Raw genomic sequence first — 14,975 nt, forward strand, 5'->3', positions numbered from 1 at the left:
TTCATGAACAGTAACTTCAGACATCATTTTTTGGGTCTGTCGTTACTGGTTGGCGTAGCGGTTCCTTGGGCCGCTATTGCCCAAGCGCCAATCAGTAATGTCGGCTCGGGTTCTACCGATGAGCGCCTTACCCAATTAGAGCGTATTTCCAACGCTCACAGTCAGCTATTAACGCAGCTCCAGCAACAACTGGCTGATTCTCAACGTGATATTGACATGCTTCGAGGGCAGATTCAGGAGAATCAGTATCAGCTCAATCAGATTATAGAGCGGCAGAAGGACATTTATCAGCAACTGGAAGGTGCTACCAGTTCTGAGGGGAGTAAACCTGCTGCAAATACAGCTTCTTCAACAGCGAGTCATAGCGGTAACAAGGCATCATCATCTGTCGGCACGGGCAGTGAAAAGGGTGATTATGACGCTGCTGTTCATTTGGCAGTGAATACCAAAGAATATGATAAAGCAATTGTAGCCTTTCAGAGTTTCGTGAAGAGTTACCCGAAATCGAGTTATATGCCTAATGCTAATTACTGGTTAGGGCAACTTCATTATAACAAGGGTAAGAAAGACGAAGCTGCTTATTACTTTGCTACGGTAGTAAAAGAGTATCCAAAGTCGCAGAAGAGTGGTGAATCGCTTTATAAAGTTGGTTTAATCATGCAGGACAAGGGCCAAAAGGATAAAGCGAGATCGGTTTATCAACAGGTCATGAAACAATATCCTGGTTCGAACGCAGCTAAACTGGCGGAGAAAAAGCTTTCTACGCTGTAATTATTGGCCCCGGAAGGGTGTAGTGATACATTTTCGGGGTTGATTGAGTGCTTAATAAGCATTTAAACGTAATTTGAAAAAATAATCATTGCGTAGCGCGGAGAAATCAGTAATATATGCCGCCGTTGCCGAGAGAAGTCACAAGATGGGTCGTTAGCTCAGTCGGTAGAGCAGTTGACTTTTAATCAATTGGTCGCAGGTTCGAATCCTGCACGACCCACCATCTTAAAGCTTCATTCAAAACCAATTTCCCTAGATGGGTCGTTAGCTCAGTCGGTAGAGCAGTTGACTTTTAATCAATTGGTCGCAGGTTCGAATCCTGCACGACCCACCATCTTAAAGCTTCATTCAAAACCAATTTCCTTAGATGGGTCGTTAGCTCAGTCGGTAGGGCAGTTGACTTTTAATCAATGGGTCGTAGGTTCGAGCCGAGCGAAGCGAGACAACAGCGCGTGAGCGCTGGCCCGAAGGGCGATGCCGCAGGCCGAGTCATCCTGCACGACCCACCATCTTAAAGCTTCATTCAAAACCAATTTCCTTAGATGGGTCGTTAGCTCAGTCGGTAGGGCAGTTGACTTTTAATCAATGGGTCGCAGGTTCGAGCCGAGCGAAGCGAGACAACAGCACGTGAGCGCTGGCCCGAAGGGCGATGCCGCAGGCCGAGTCATCCTGCACGACCCACCATCTTAAAGCTTCATTCAAAACCAATCTCCCAGATAGATCGTTAGCTCAGTCGGTAGGGCAGTTGACTTTTAATCAATGGGTCGCAGGTTCGAGCCGAGCGAAGCGAGACAACAGCGCGCGAGCGCTGGCCCGAAGGGTGATGCCGCAGGCCGAGTCATCCTGCACGACCCACCATCTTAAAGCTTCATTCAAAACCAATTTCCTTAGATGGGTCGTTAGCTCAGTCGGTAGAGCAGCTGACTTTTAATCAATTGGTCGTAGGTTCGAGCCGAGCGAAGCGAGACAACAGCGCGTTAGCGCTGGCCCGAAGGGCGATGCCGCAGGCCGAGTCATCCTGCACGATCCACCATCTTAAAGCTTCATTCAAAACCAATTTCCCTAGATAGATCGTTAGCTCAGTCGGTAGCGCAGTTGACTTTTAATCAATGGGTCGTAGGTTCGAGCCGAGCGAAGCGAGACAACAGCGCGTTAGCGCTGGCCCGAAGGGCGAGGCCGCAGGCCGAGTCATCCTGCACGACCCACCATCTTAGAACTTCATTTAAAACCAATTTCCCTAGATAGATCGTTAGCTCAGTCGGTAGCGCAGTTGACTTTTAATCAATGGGTCGTAGGTTCGAGCCGAGCGAAGCGAGACAACAGCGCGTTAGCGCTGGCCCGAAGGGCGAGGCCGCAGGCCGAGTCATCCGGCACGACCCACCATCTTAGAGCTTTATTCAAAACCAATTTCCTTAGATGGGTCGTTAGCTCAGTCGGTAGAGCAGCTGACTTTTAATCAATTGGTCGTAGGTTCGAGCCGAGCGAAGCGAGACAACAGCGCGTTAGCGCTGGCCCGAAGGGCGAGGCCGTAGGCCGAGTCATCCGGCACGACCCACCATCTTAGAGTTTCATTCAAAACAAATCTCCCAGATAGGTCGTTAGCTCAGTCGGTAGAGCAGTTGGCTTTTAATCAATGGGTCGCAGGTTCGAGCCGAGCGAAGCGAGACAACAGCGCGTGGGCGCTGGCCCGAAGGGCGAGGCCGTAGGCCGAGTCATCCTGCACGACCCACCATCTTAGAGCTTTATTCAAAACAAATCCCCCAGCTAGATCGTTAGCTCAGTCGGTAGCGCAGTTGACTTTTAATCAATGGGTCGTAGGTTCGAGCCGAGCGAAGCGAGACAACAGCGCGTTAGCGCTGGCCCGAAGGGCGATGCCGCAGGCCGAGTCATCCTGCACGACCCACCATCTTAGAGTTTCATTCAAAACAAATCTCCCAGATAGGTCGTTAGCTCAGTCGGTAGAGCAGTTGGCTTTTAATCAATGGATCGTAGGTTCGAGCCGAGCGAAGCGAGACAACAGCGCGTTAGCGCTGGCCCGAAGGGCGATGCCGCAGGCCGAGTCATCCTGCACGACCCACCATCTTAGAGTTTCATTCAAAACAAATCTCCCAGATAGGTCGTTAGCTCAGTCGGTAGAGCAGTTGGCTTTTAATCAATGGATCGTAGGTTCGAGCCGAGCGAAGCGAGACAACAGCGCGTTAGCGCTGGCCCGAAGGGCGATGCCGCAGGCCGAGTCATCCTGCACGACCCACCATCTTAGAGTTTCATTCAAAACAAATCTCCCAGATGGGTCGTTAGCTCAGTCGGTAGAGCAGTTGGCTTTTAATCAATGGGTCGTAGGTTCGAGCCGAGCGAAGCGAGACAACAGCGCGTTAGCGCTGGCCCGAAGGGCGATGCCACAGGCCGGGTCATCCTGCACGCCCCACCATCTTAGAGCTTCATTCGAAACAAATCCCCCAGATAGGTCGTTAGCTCAGTCGGTAGCGCAGTTGACTTTTAATCAATGGGTCGCAGGTTCGAGCCGAGCGAAGCGAGACAACAGCGCGTCAGCGCTGGCCCGAAGGGCGAGGCCACAGGCCGAGTCATCCTGCACGACCCACCATCTTAGAGTTTCATTCAAAACAAATCTCCCAGATAGGTCGTTAGCTCAGTCGGTAGCGCAGTTGGCTTTTAATCAATTGGTCGTAGGTTCGAGCCGAGCGAAGCGAGACAACAGCGCGTTAGCGCTGGCCCGAAGGGCGAGGCCGCAGGCCGAGTCATCCTGCACGCCCCACCATCTTAGAACTTCATTTAAAACCAATTTCCCTGGATAGATCGTTAGCTCAGTCGGTAGCGCAGTTGGCTTTTAATCAATGGGTCGTAGGTTCGAGCCGAGCGAAGCGAGACAACAGCGTGAGAGCGTAAGGCCCACAATAAATTATTTAAAGGAATACGAACTTATTTACTTGCAGCGTAGTTATGTTGCACTTACTATCCGAAACCACCATATTATTCTATAAGTAACATATTTATTACTGTAAAAACCTCCGGCAATTCATTTCAAATATAATCTAATTTGAATGAATAACAATGAAACATTCTTACATCTTAAATTATTAACCATTTTCATGTAATTAGTAATAATAAACGACCCAATATTTTGAAATTAAAAATATACTAAAATAAAAAACACCTCTTATTTTAAAATTAAATTTAGAGGCAAAATTCATTATTATTTTATTTCAAAAAGTATACTAATGTATAGCTCATAATTAACCTGCCTAATTTTAATGATGAGATTTAATATATTCTAGAAAACATTCTTCCTACTAATCATTTAATACTGATATCACCATGAGATTATCTTGTTATTTTCACATCACTGATAAAGTTCAATATTTAACTGCTTGGAGTAAATGCTAAGTTAAAATTCACCGATAAGGTCATTATCTATATAGACAATCAAATAACCGTAATAATAAGGAAACAATAAAATGGCTAGAGTATATATAAACCCTAATCAGACTCTTGATATTTATAAGAAAGGTAGTATATTAGTTCCTGCTCATCAACCTCATATAACTATAAAAAACGTTAGTTTAGCGCTAGTTAAAGTGAGTGGCTACTGGGCATCCTTAGTTGGAGATTATACTCTGTATAATTCTATAGAGATCTATCCTGGCAGAAGTGAAATACTTGTACCACCTCCTAACCTTATTTACTACTATAAAGTTACAGCCACTAATCTCGCCAGTTATTTAAACGCAGAAATTGAAGTGGAGGTTGGATCGAATAATAATCCTCTCTTTTAACCTGAGCCTTCTTTGGGGAAATATTCAAGGCGGGTCAACGCCAGTGATACACCCCTGATCAACACTACAGAGGTATTAATCAGGGCATTGTGTTGATATTTGTGGAATGCGCTAAGGCATACGGGAAAAAGTTCTGACATACGTTACGAATGGGCATAGAGGTGATCTCACTGAATTGGTTGTGCAATTGGTGGATCACAAACACTCTATGCCTGTCTCATTTTCTGGGGACTCCTCAGTATTCTCGATTTATTTTGCCAATTACAGGTTCTAAATAGACTGTTCCATTCTGAATTTGATAGCTTCGATTGGATCTGGCGGGTCGATGGGGTAGTGTTCTGCTTCATAGGCTTCAATCAGCAGAACCATAACTTCCATATAATTGAATTCAGGTGTGCCGATTTCAGGTTGATTATCAAACAGAGAGGCAACAGTTTTTAATGCTTCTTGATAATCTTGTTTTGTTCTAATAGGTTTAATATTCATTGTTCATTCTAGCTCTACTTTGTCGATAACCGCATTAACCCGGCAGCTTCATCATATTACTGAAATCTTCCAGTGTCAGCACTCTCATTTACCTACACGTTTTCAGAATTGGTAACTTAAGTGTATCGATGATATCAATAAGAATAAAATAAAAATAATATCCAGATGTTAAATATAAATTTGTAGGGTATATTTTTGATTCAAAAATGTTGAACCACATTCTTTTTCTGGGCTAGACTTTGATTAGTGTGAATTGCAAGTGAGACTATTTTTATAATAATTTAATATATTGATTATAAAATAACATTGTTTAATTTAAGGAGAAAGTGCATGAGTCACAAGAATGATTTTAAGGCTTTTTCTATTAGTAATAATGCGAATATAATTAGTCAAGAAATATATGAAGAAAGTAAGGGTTTACTGACTGGATTTCCACCAAATACTATTTCTATCGATTTATTAAATAAAGTTCTTCGCCAGTCATCAATTATATCATCTGTGGTAGCTGATTTTATCGCTACACAATCTAGCGATAATATTCTAGATGATGGTGATATAATTAAACTCACCGCTCAATTAAACAGAGCGTTAGAACAAAAAATCACAGCAGAAGTTCCAAATGCCTCATTAACACAGAAAGGTATTGTTCAGCTTACAGATGTATTGGGCAATAGTGATACATTGGTTGTCACTCAAAAGCTAGCCCAGGAAATAATAAATTCATTGCGTGAAAATATTAATGATAGAGTGCCTAATAGCCGAATGGTGAATGGAAAAACGCTGTCTACTGACATTAGTCTAGAGGCTAGTGATATAGGTGTATATACCAAGGCAGAAGTTAATAATCTAATCGAGGCAGTTAATAATATTCCTGTAGGTGTTCCTGTTCCCTGGCCTACAGTTATACCACCAGCCGGGTGGCTGCAATGTAACGGAGCAGAGTTCGATAAAACAGCTTACCCACAATTAGCGGCAGCGTATCCTACAGGAAAATTACCTGACCTGCGCGGAGAATTTATTCGTGGTTGGGATGATAGTCGAGGTGTTGATAGTGGTCGTATTATTTTAAGCGCACAAACTGACAACACAAAAAGAATACAACTTTCTCAAGGAAACGAGAGAAGAAAATACCTCTCTAATTATCAAGGACCTGTAGATGGATACCAATATCCGCTCGGTAGGGATGTTACAGGCGACGCAACTGTTACATCAATTGCTAACAATACAGGCGGTTATGAAACCCGTCCCCGCAATGTTGCATTTAATTACATAGTGAGAGCAGCATAATAGCTGAACGGAAATACTCTTTGAAAGTCAGAGATATAAGAAGCCGCTTTATTTGAATGGAAAAAATATCGAATATTACTGAGTAGAACAGATATTTTACAAGCTTCCGATATTGAATGGCTGGATAAACTGAGGTAGTAACAAAGCCGGTTAGCCCGGCTTTATTTTTTTATTCTGAAAACTAAAAATGAAAAAAGGTAATGTATCCTATTTGTGCCATCATTGTGTGCCGTGAATGTGTCATAATTATGCCATTTGCCAGCTTTGTGAGTGATATTTTTTTCTTTTAAATCAAATGGTATATATGGGGGGTGAATTTTAATCGATGAATCGCAAGTCCGATCCGGGTGAATTTTGCTTAGGGTAGTTTCCTACCCTAAATCTGTTAGTGGGGAGCTATTTCTTTTCTGGCTAACTCAGCTAGAAAAGCAGAGCGGTTTTTGTAGTGTCCGTTTTTCTCAATGTAGCGATCTATAGCAGTTAATAGATTGCCAGGCATAGTTAAATTGAACTTTATGGTCTTTGACTCATATTTTGCTGGGTCTAACTCGATGAGGGCAATAACCCCTCCATCTTCAGACAAGCGAGAATCACCGATATAATCAGATGAGTCTTTTGGGGTAGGGACATAGCCGCCGTGTTCGGTTAAAACTTCCATGTGCTGCGCGAATGCTTTTTTAGCATCCCGAATAGCATTTTCTAAGGTATTGCCGGCAAAGAAACAGCTTTCAACATCGGGGAAGTAACCGTCAAACCCATCTTCTGTTTTAAATATAAAGAGTGGATAAATCATAGTATTACCTCTTAATTTGATCATGAACTTTGCAGAGAAAGGGTGGCATAACTGTGCCCGTTATCATAGTAATTTCAACCCTGAAATATTTTGTGCCTGCCGGATCATGCCTTTTGATGAGTCTTTTCTTGGGTGCGGTATTGTGATTATTTTTGCAACACCGGGTTTAGTTAGGGTGATGTGGCTACCGTCTTGTCTGGCCTTAACCCATCCGTCAGCTATTAGGAGTTTTATTAGCTTAAATCCTCCGTTTGGTTAATGTATGAGTATAATACCTATGCATTAATTCCGTTATCAATATATTTATAGGTGTTATGCCTACCTTTTATAGGTGTGAAATATGATAAATGTAACAATCAGAGGCTGAAAGGGTGGGGTGGTAACGAGCATTTACTTACACTAATTGAAGATTCAAATGTCATTGATAATTGGTTATCAGAAATATATAAAAAGGAGGAAAGGTGTGGTTAGTAAATAACGTTGGTTAATCCGGCTGTATCTTTTTAGATTTTGGGGTGTACTGGCTAGAAAAACCGATTAGGATTACGATAGGTTAAGACCCACACGCAAAGTCATTAGAGTAATTCATAAAAGAGGCACTCAGAATTAGATGCCTATTGTCATTCCAAAAAGTTCAACCTTTCGGTTCAATACCCAGTTCCCGTAGTTTTTTATGCGCTTATTCTTTTAATTGCTTGCGAAATTTTTCTATGAAATGGCAGGAATAATAGAAAAATAATTTCCAGATATTAAATATAAATTGAGGGGATATTTTAGATTCTAAAATGTTGAACTGCTTATTGCTGTCAATGATATAAAAACGATTAACCTTATAAGTAATAAGAACACAGTATTATATTTTTCCTGAACTAGACTTTTATTAGCCTGAATTACAGGGGGTTATTTTTACAATAATTTAAGATGTTGATTATAAAATAACATGATTTAATTTAAGGAAAGTATATGAGTCAAAAGAATGATTTTAAGGCTTTTTCTATTAGTGATAATGCGAATGTCATTAGTCAAGAAAAATATGAACAAAACCAAGGTTTGCAGACTGGATTTTCTCCGGATAATGTTCCCACGCACTTGTTAAATAAGGTATTACGTCAGTCATCAACCATATCATCTGTCGTCGCTGATTTTATCGCGGCACAATCTGGCAATGATGTTCTGGATGATGGAAATGCAGCCAAACTCACCGCTCAATTAAATAAAGCGATAGAACAAAAAATTACAACAGACATTCCCAATGCTTCATTAACACAAAAAGGAGTTGTTCAGCTGACAAATGTGATTGGCAATAGTGATATATTGGCAGTGACGCAAAAGCTTGTTCAACAAGAAATAAATTCATTACGTGAGCATACTTATACCCGTGAAGAGATAGATAACCGGATTAAAGCTGCCAGTGAAATTCCTGCTGGTTCTCCTATTCCGTGGCCGTTGCCCTATCCACCTATCGGCTATCTCAATTGTAACGGCTCAGCTTTTAATAAATTACAGTATCCGAAGTTGGCGGAAGCTTATCCTGACGGCAGATTACCTGATTTAAGAGGAGAATTTATCCGGGGATGGGATGATGGCCGTGGTGTGGACATAGGACGCACAATGCTATCGTGGCAGGAGGATGCGATGCAGCGAATGACAGGTTTTCTAGAAGCTGGTAACGGCATTGGCTTGATGACGCGTCCACATGATTCCACATCCGGAGTTTTTCTAGAGGGTGACTTGAGAACAATATCTCATGTGACACAAAATGGAACATCGTATGCAATTAGTTTCGATTCATCACGTGTCGCACGTACTGCAAATGAAACTCGCCCTCGTAACGTTGCATTTAACTACGTTGTAAGGGCAGCATAATTCTAGTGGCCGGAGCAGCTTGAAGTAAGAATAAAGCCGGTTAGTCTGGCTTTATTTTTTTATTCTGAAAACAGAGAAAGGGTAATGTGTCGTATTTATGCTATGAAATTGTAGAATAGTATCAATATCTTTAGCATGGCAAAATGTACTGGCAACAAATACGTATATCTTTGTATCATAAAAACACTTTCCCAATTCCTCCATTTCTTGTAATACCGAAAGTGATTCTGGATTATATCAACCAGCTTGCCTACATATGCCGTAGAACACAGAGACGAAAATCTTCAATACCAGATAGTTATGTCCAGATGCCAGAATATTCAGTTTGGAATTTAAAACAGAAAAAGTTACAGGGTGAGATAGGAAGAATAGGAGAAAAATAATTTTCAGATGTTAAATATAAATTGGAGGGAATGTTTTCGACGCCAAAATGTTGAACTATATTCTTTTTCTGAACTAGACTTTAATTGGAGTGAATGGCAGGAGAATTATTTTTACAATAATTCAATATATTGATTATAAAATAACATGATTTAATTTAAGGATAAGGTACATGAGTCATAAGAATGATTTTAAAGCTTTTTCTATTAGTGATAATGCAAATGTAATTAGTCAAGAAGAATATGAAGAAAACCAGAGTTTGCAGACTGGATTTACATCGGGTAATGTTCCCACTCATTTGTTAAATAAGGTATTACGTCAAGTATCAACCATATCATCTGTCTTAGCTGATTTTATCGCGACACTATCTGGCAATGATGTTCTGGATGATGGTGATATAGTGAAACTCACCGTTCAATTAAATAAAGCGTTAGAACAAAAAATTACAACAGATATTCCTGGTGCTTCATTAACACAAAAAGGAGTTGTTCAGCTGACAAATGTGATTGGCAATAGTGATACATTGGCAGTGACGCAAGGGCTTGTTCAGCAAGAAATAAATTCATTACGTGAGCATACTTATACCCGCGAAGAGATAGATAACCGGATTAAAACAGTCAGTGAAGTTCCTATTGGTTCCCCTATTCCGTGGCCGTTGCCTTATCCTCCTGTCGGCTATCTCAATTGTAACGGCTCTGCTTTTAATAAATTACAGTACCCAAAGTTAGCAGAAGCTTATCCTGACGGTAGATTACCTGATTTAAGGGGCGAGTTTATTCGTGGTTGGGATGATAGCCGAGGTGTTGATAGTGGTCGTGGAATTGTGTCTTGGCAAAAGGGATCGCTGATTAACGGTGATATTTTGACTTCTGTAGCGACGTTTGCCAATACATTACGAGGAATTGCGAAATATGGATGGGATAATCCTATAAACATAGCACAATTATATACAGATGCGGCAGTAGTGGGTGTAGGGATGGCGTGGCAGATGCTTGATGCGGATGTAGTCATGAATTATGTTGGTGTCACCCGTCCCCGTAACATAGCATTTAATTACGTAGTGAGAGCAGCATGCGGCATAATGGCTGAACAAAAAAATTCTTTAGAACCTGAAGTGGCAGTATTAGGTAAAGATGGGTTAGCAGAAAAACCCGGCTGGCTGACAATTTATCATGCAGCACCATATTCCCGCGAGTTTATTTTCGCTCGCCCGGAATATTTAATGGAAGGCATAGGGCTACCAGCTAGTTCTTATATTGATGCGCCAGAACTTCCAGATTCTGATGACAAAGTGGTTTGTCGTAGTGAAGATGGTAAGTATTGGGAAATTGTACCCGATTACCGGGGGAAAACAGCTTACAACACGCAAACTTGTTTGCCGATTGAGATAACAGAAATCGGTGAGTTATCAGATTCGCTAACATTCAAGAAACCTGCTACTCATTTTGATAAGTGGACCGGAAAAGAGTGGGTCGTTGATGAAGTTGCAGTAAAAGCCAATCAGATTGAACAGGCAGAACAACAACGAGATACATTGCGTCAACATGCAAATGAAGTAGTTACATTACTGCAACATACCGTTGATGTTGAAATGGCAACAGAAGCAGAGAAAATAGCATTAATGGCTTGGAAAAAGTATTTTGTATTATTGAGCCGTGTCGATATTCTGCAAGCTCCTGATATTAAGTGGCCGGAGCAGCCAAGTCATTGAACATTGAAGCCGGGACACCGGCTTTATTTTTTTATCCTGAAAACAGAGAAAGGGTAATGTACCGTATCTGTGTTATGAAATTGCAGAATAGTATCAATATCTTTAGCATGGCAAGATGTACTGGCAACAAATGCGTATATCTGCGTATCATAGAGGCATTTTCCCAACTTTGTATCAACCAGCTTGCCCACATATACCGTAGAGCGTGGAAACAAAAATCTTCAATACCAGATACTTGTGTTCAGATACTAGAAGATTCAGTTTGGAACCGGAAGCAAAAATAGTTACAGGAAGACATGGAGAATAAATCCAGTTATTTTAGTAACAGATAAGAACTATCCAGATATGCTATTGTCTAATTGATGAACCATATGAGTTTCATTTGATTGGTAGAAATGAAACTTTGTTATTAATATTCAAGTAGAGGCACGCACTATGATATGAATTTATCAACAGTACAGTGGTGAAATTTATCACGATACAAAGCTTATTGGCTACGGTTGGAGTGGTCAGGGTATATATAAGAATAATCCTGCATCAGAAGGTTGTATAATTCTTAATAGAGATATACGACGTGAGATATTGCTCTCGCACGATACGGATTTGGTTGTCGAATGAAAAGACTAATATTGATATTAACTGCGATGCTTTTTACTACTAACGCTGTAGCGGGAACAAGATCTGATGGTTGTGCAGATATTAACGGTTGGAATGTTCAACAGGTAATACAGAAAGCTGAACAAAAAGGTATTATTAAGTCTGATAATGTTGATATCTCAAAGAGTTCTAGCATTCTGTTAAATGAACTTCCTTTGAAATACAATGGTAGGATAATTACGTTAAATGATGGAGTGGAAGGGGAAAAATTCTCTACTGAGGTGATAAAAGTTTCTTTGTTTGATAAATCAAGAAATTCGGCAGTAAATATTATTGCTGTCACCCTAGTATCAAACATCGAATGTTCGTTAACAGATCCTAGTGTTATAGTCATTCCATAAATCCATTCTATCAAGCAACGGAATAGATAAGGAAATAAAAGTCGGTTAGTCCGGCTTTATTTTTATCCTGAAAACAGAAAAAGGGTAATGTGCCGTATTTGTGTGGTGAAATTTCAGAATAACATCGATATTCGTGCATGGGGTTTCAATATGTACTAGCGACAAATGTACATATCTACACACCATCGAAATATTTTCTTAATCTCTATTTCTTATAAATCGGAAAGCGATTTCAAAATGTTGAACGAATTATTGCGGCTAATGATACAAAAACGATTAACCTTATAAGTAATAAGAACACAGTATTATATTTTTCTTGAACTAGACTTTGATTTGCATGAATTGCAGGAGACTATTTCTACAATAATTCAAGATGTTGATTATAAAGTCACATTATTTAATTTAAGGAAAATATATGAGTTCTAAAAATGATTTTAAGGCTTTTTCTATTAGTAGTAATGCCAATGTCATTAGTCAAGAAAAGTATGAACAAAACCAGGTTTTGCAGACAGGATTTTCTCCGGATAGTGTTCCCACGCACTTATTAAATAAGGTGTTACGTCAGTCATCAACCATATCATCTGTTGTCGCTGATTTTATCGCGACACAATCTGGCAATGATGTTCTGGATGATGGGAATGTAGCCAAACTTACCGCTCAATTAAATAAAGCGATAGAACAAAAAATTACAACAGACATTCCCAATGCTTCATTAACACAAAAAGGGGTTGTTCAGCTGACAAATGTGATTGGCAATAGTGATACATTGGCGGCGACACAAAAGCTTGTTCAGGACGTAATAAATTCATTACGTGAAGAGATTAATATACCTGTCGGTTCTCCTATTCCCTGGCCGTTAATCTATCCGCCTTTTGGTTATTTTGTTTGTAATGGTTCACCTTTTAATAAATTACAGTATCCGAAGTTGGCGGAGGCTTATCCTAGCGGTAGATTGCCTGATTTAAGAGGAGAGTTTATCCGCGGATGGGATGATAATCGAGGTGTTGATGGTGGTCGTGGGCTTTTGTCTTGGCAGGGAGATGCAATCAGAAATATTACAGGGTCAACTCAAGCTATACATGCTCAGATGGGAGGTGCTCCTCAGACGCCTGTTGTGATTGGGGTCATGGCATCGTCACGATATGCTACGGCAGATACACGTTCAGCAAATGGCGGCGCTAGTACTGATCTTACCTATTTTGACATTGATGCATCAAGACAAGTCCCAACCGCTAACGAAAATAGGCCCCGCAACATAGCATTTAGCTACATTGTAAGGGCAGCATAATTTTAGTGGACGGTACAGCTTGCAGTAAGAATAAAGCCGGCTAGTCTGGCTTTATTTTTTTATTCTTAAAATAGAGAAAGGGTGATGTGCCGTATTTGTGCAGTGAAGTTTTAAACTTTTTGATTTTGATACAGAGTGACGGCTTATCATCATCACCTTCTTTTTCTATATTACGCAACACCAAATGTTCGGGTATAAAACAGATTTTATTATTTTTATATCCAAATGACCTTAATCAGAAATACAAAAAGCGCCACCATTTCCGGCGAATATTGACACTAGCAATGCTGTCTTCCTGAAATAATTAAAAATTTCATTACGTTTCCTCACGTGATATATTTTGAATATCTTTTAACACCAATATCAAAAATCAATTTAGCTATAAAAATTAAAATCAATGTTACCAGAGTTTGAATAAAAAACCATTTCATACTCATTATTCCACTTGCTACCGAAGCTGGAACGCCAGTTATAAATAGACACGGGAGTATGAACATTAAAATAAAGCGGACTACACCATGAAAAGATTGTTCAGGTCTCACCAATACTTTAAAACAAGGATTTGAGTTTTTAATACTAACTAATGAAGTTGTCCAAAATATTGTTGTTCTTATGATCCATGTAATTGAAGTAAGTATTAAGACTCCTTCTAATACCATTATAAAATGTAAAAAAGCCAACAAAATATTAGTACCAAGGTAAATATGTACAGTAAAAAATAATATTAAAGATAGGAATGACAACAAAAAATGCTCAAATGCAATATTTGTAGCGACATATAAAAATTGAGTATTTATAGGTAACGTTAAATGAGGTTCTAACTTTAATGACTTGACTTTTTTAACTAGCAAGAGGCTTCCTTTACCAAATAAAAAAAGATAAAAATTATCGACTAAACACACCGTAGCAAAAAATATAATAACAAAATCATCAGATAAAATATAACCTGGAGATTGTGAATTTAAAATAGCATACCAGAAAAAAGCTTGTGCTATATAGTAACTAAAATTAACAAAAGCGGATAACCAAAAATTTAATGGGCTTCTTTTTGCTTCTGACAATCCACTTTTAAAACCAATAAATATAATTTTAAGCATTGCCATTATACCCTTGATTGTATTTTAACATATAATTCCAAATAAAATTAAAAATTGTCATTAAACACATCATGACTAAAAGTCCATTAAATATAAAATAAATAGATATTGAATTTGTCGCAATTTTAACTGGAATATAGGTGATATATTGAAATGGAATATAATTAAATATTGATTTTAAAGAATCATTAAACACATCTAATGGTATTAACGCACCTGAAAGGACCCATGATAAGGTATCTTTAATAATTATAAAAGAGTACGAGCCTCTAAATTTGAATGCCATACATGACAATATCATGGTTAAGTACAAATTGATAAACAGCCCTATACATAAAGAAATAAATAGATATATAAAATTAGGAATGTTATTTTGGTATATACCCGTGCTCATTGAAACTGCTTGATTTTCGCCCAAATGAGGTTCATGGTATCCGTCATGAAAATATTCATTACCGATGAACAAAAAGCCGAACTTGAACACCGCCATCACACCTGCCGTGATA

Annotated in this window: 11 protein-coding genes, 6 tRNA genes, 10 other RNA genes and 3 pseudogenes; 25 read left to right on the forward strand and 5 right to left on the reverse strand. The window is 39.6% G+C overall.

Going from position 1 to position 14,975, the window contains the following annotated elements; all coding sequences use genetic code 11:
• Positions 1–3: 3 nt before the first annotated feature.
• From cpoB to EAE90_RS14845, 18 genes are all read left to right on the forward strand, one after another.
• Positions 4–771 carry a cell division protein CpoB gene (cpoB, locus tag EAE90_RS14760; protein WP_036780817.1) on the forward strand — a complete coding sequence of 256 codons (768 nt, stop codon included), beginning with the start codon at positions 4–6 and terminating at the stop codon, positions 769–771.
• Positions 772–918: 147 nt separating this feature from the next.
• A tRNA-Lys gene (locus EAE90_RS14765) sits at positions 919–994 on the forward strand.
• Between the two features lie 35 nt (positions 995–1,029).
• Positions 1,030–1,105 (forward strand) — tRNA-Lys (locus tag EAE90_RS14770).
• Between the two features lie 35 nt (positions 1,106–1,140).
• Positions 1,141–1,280: transfer RNA gene (locus EAE90_RS14775), tRNA-Lys, on the forward strand.
• Positions 1,281–1,315: 35 nt separating this feature from the next.
• Positions 1,316–1,455, forward strand: a tRNA-Lys gene (locus EAE90_RS14780).
• Positions 1,456–1,496: 41 nt separating this feature from the next.
• A non-coding RNA gene (locus tag EAE90_RS14785) (RtT sRNA) lies at positions 1,497–1,629 on the forward strand.
• 35 nt (positions 1,630–1,664) lie between these two features.
• Positions 1,665–1,804 (forward strand) — tRNA-Lys (locus EAE90_RS14790).
• 42 nt (positions 1,805–1,846) lie between these two features.
• Positions 1,847–1,979, forward strand: a non-coding RNA gene (locus tag EAE90_RS14795) — RtT sRNA.
• A gap of 42 nt (positions 1,980–2,021) precedes the next feature.
• A non-coding RNA gene (locus EAE90_RS14800) (RtT sRNA) lies at positions 2,022–2,154 on the forward strand.
• A 45-nt stretch (positions 2,155–2,199) separates the two neighbouring features.
• Positions 2,200–2,329, forward strand: a non-coding RNA gene (locus tag EAE90_RS14805) — RtT sRNA.
• 41 nt (positions 2,330–2,370) lie between these two features.
• Positions 2,371–2,503, forward strand: a non-coding RNA gene (locus tag EAE90_RS14810) — RtT sRNA.
• A gap of 41 nt (positions 2,504–2,544) precedes the next feature.
• Positions 2,545–2,677: non-coding RNA, RtT sRNA (locus EAE90_RS14815), on the forward strand.
• Between the two features lie 41 nt (positions 2,678–2,718).
• Positions 2,719–2,851: non-coding RNA, RtT sRNA (locus EAE90_RS14820), on the forward strand.
• Between the two features lie 41 nt (positions 2,852–2,892).
• A non-coding RNA gene (locus EAE90_RS14825) (RtT sRNA) lies at positions 2,893–3,025 on the forward strand.
• Positions 3,026–3,059: 34 nt separating this feature from the next.
• Positions 3,060–3,199, forward strand: a tRNA-Lys gene (locus tag EAE90_RS14830).
• Between the two features lie 41 nt (positions 3,200–3,240).
• Positions 3,241–3,373, forward strand: a non-coding RNA gene (locus tag EAE90_RS14835) — RtT sRNA.
• A gap of 44 nt (positions 3,374–3,417) precedes the next feature.
• A non-coding RNA gene (locus tag EAE90_RS14840) (RtT sRNA) lies at positions 3,418–3,547 on the forward strand.
• Between the two features lie 697 nt (positions 3,548–4,244).
• The gene (locus EAE90_RS14845) at positions 4,245–4,562 is read left to right on the forward strand and encodes a hypothetical protein (RefSeq protein ID WP_214054114.1); all 318 of its coding nucleotides are present in this window, start codon (positions 4,245–4,247) and stop codon (positions 4,560–4,562) included.
• A 238-nt stretch (positions 4,563–4,800) separates the two neighbouring features.
• Here EAE90_RS14845 and EAE90_RS14850 read toward each other — a convergent pair.
• Positions 4,801–5,048 (reverse strand): annotated as a pseudogene (locus EAE90_RS14850) (helix-turn-helix domain-containing protein); the annotation flags it as partial.
• A gap of 330 nt (positions 5,049–5,378) precedes the next feature.
• Here EAE90_RS14850 and EAE90_RS14855 point away from each other — a divergent pair.
• The gene (locus EAE90_RS14855; RefSeq protein ID WP_214054115.1) at positions 5,379–6,335 is read left to right on the forward strand and encodes a phage tail protein; all 957 of its coding nucleotides are present in this window, start codon (positions 5,379–5,381) and stop codon (positions 6,333–6,335) included.
• Between the two features lie 54 nt (positions 6,336–6,389).
• A pseudogene (locus tag EAE90_RS23885) lies at positions 6,390–6,473 on the forward strand (tail fiber assembly protein); the annotation flags it as partial.
• A 247-nt stretch (positions 6,474–6,720) separates the two neighbouring features.
• Here the strand turns inward: EAE90_RS23885 and EAE90_RS14865 are convergent.
• Positions 6,721–7,128 (reverse strand): type II toxin-antitoxin system HicB family antitoxin, encoded by a 408-nt coding sequence (locus EAE90_RS14865; RefSeq protein WP_214054116.1) that lies wholly within the window; start codon positions 7,126–7,128, stop codon positions 6,721–6,723.
• 63 nt (positions 7,129–7,191) lie between these two features.
• A complete protein-coding gene (locus EAE90_RS14870) occupies positions 7,192–7,362 on the reverse strand; it encodes a type II toxin-antitoxin system HicA family toxin (RefSeq protein WP_214054123.1) in 171 nt (56 codons plus the stop codon).
• 729 nt (positions 7,363–8,091) lie between these two features.
• On the opposite strand from EAE90_RS14870, the gene EAE90_RS14875 reads away from it, so the two are divergent.
• The 5 genes and pseudogenes from EAE90_RS14875 to EAE90_RS14895 all read left to right on the forward strand — a co-directional run bounded on the left by EAE90_RS14875 (position 8,092) and on the right by EAE90_RS14895 (position 13,372).
• A complete protein-coding gene (locus EAE90_RS14875) occupies positions 8,092–8,994 on the forward strand; it encodes a tail fiber protein (RefSeq protein ID WP_214054117.1) in 903 nt (300 codons plus the stop codon).
• A 553-nt stretch (positions 8,995–9,547) separates the two neighbouring features.
• Positions 9,548–10,210, forward strand: a pseudogene (locus EAE90_RS14880) (phage tail protein); the annotation flags it as partial.
• On the forward strand, positions 10,199–11,086 hold the full coding sequence (locus tag EAE90_RS24720) for a tail fiber assembly protein (RefSeq protein WP_422615998.1): 888 nt from the start codon (positions 10,199–10,201) through the stop codon (positions 11,084–11,086). The pseudogene EAE90_RS14880 and the gene EAE90_RS24720, both read left to right, overlap by 12 nt.
• A 614-nt stretch (positions 11,087–11,700) precedes the next feature.
• A complete protein-coding gene (locus EAE90_RS14890; protein WP_214054118.1) occupies positions 11,701–12,084 on the forward strand; it encodes a hypothetical protein in 384 nt (127 codons plus the stop codon).
• Positions 12,085–12,499: 415 nt separating this feature from the next.
• Positions 12,500–13,372: a phage tail protein gene (locus EAE90_RS14895; RefSeq protein WP_214054119.1), complete on the forward strand. Its 873-nt coding sequence runs from the start codon at positions 12,500–12,502 to the stop codon at positions 13,370–13,372.
• A gap of 326 nt (positions 13,373–13,698) precedes the next feature.
• Here the strand turns inward: EAE90_RS14895 and EAE90_RS14900 are convergent, their stop codons facing one another.
• Both EAE90_RS14900 and EAE90_RS14905 read right to left on the reverse strand, forming a co-directional pair.
• Positions 13,699–14,475 (reverse strand): ABC-2 family transporter protein, encoded by a 777-nt coding sequence (locus EAE90_RS14900; RefSeq protein WP_246550771.1) that lies wholly within the window; start codon positions 14,473–14,475, stop codon positions 13,699–13,701.
• Complete coding sequence (locus tag EAE90_RS14905) at positions 14,462–14,863, reverse strand: ABC-2 family transporter protein (protein ID WP_246550773.1); 402 nt, start codon at positions 14,861–14,863, stop codon at positions 14,462–14,464. Before EAE90_RS14905 ends, EAE90_RS14900 begins: the two co-directional genes overlap by 14 nt.
• Between the last annotated feature and the right edge of the window lie 112 nt (positions 14,864–14,975).

The sequence above is a fragment of the Photorhabdus caribbeanensis genome, assembly GCF_018448885.1.
In the GTDB taxonomy this organism is placed as follows: domain Bacteria; phylum Pseudomonadota; class Gammaproteobacteria; order Enterobacterales; family Enterobacteriaceae; genus Photorhabdus; species Photorhabdus caribbeanensis.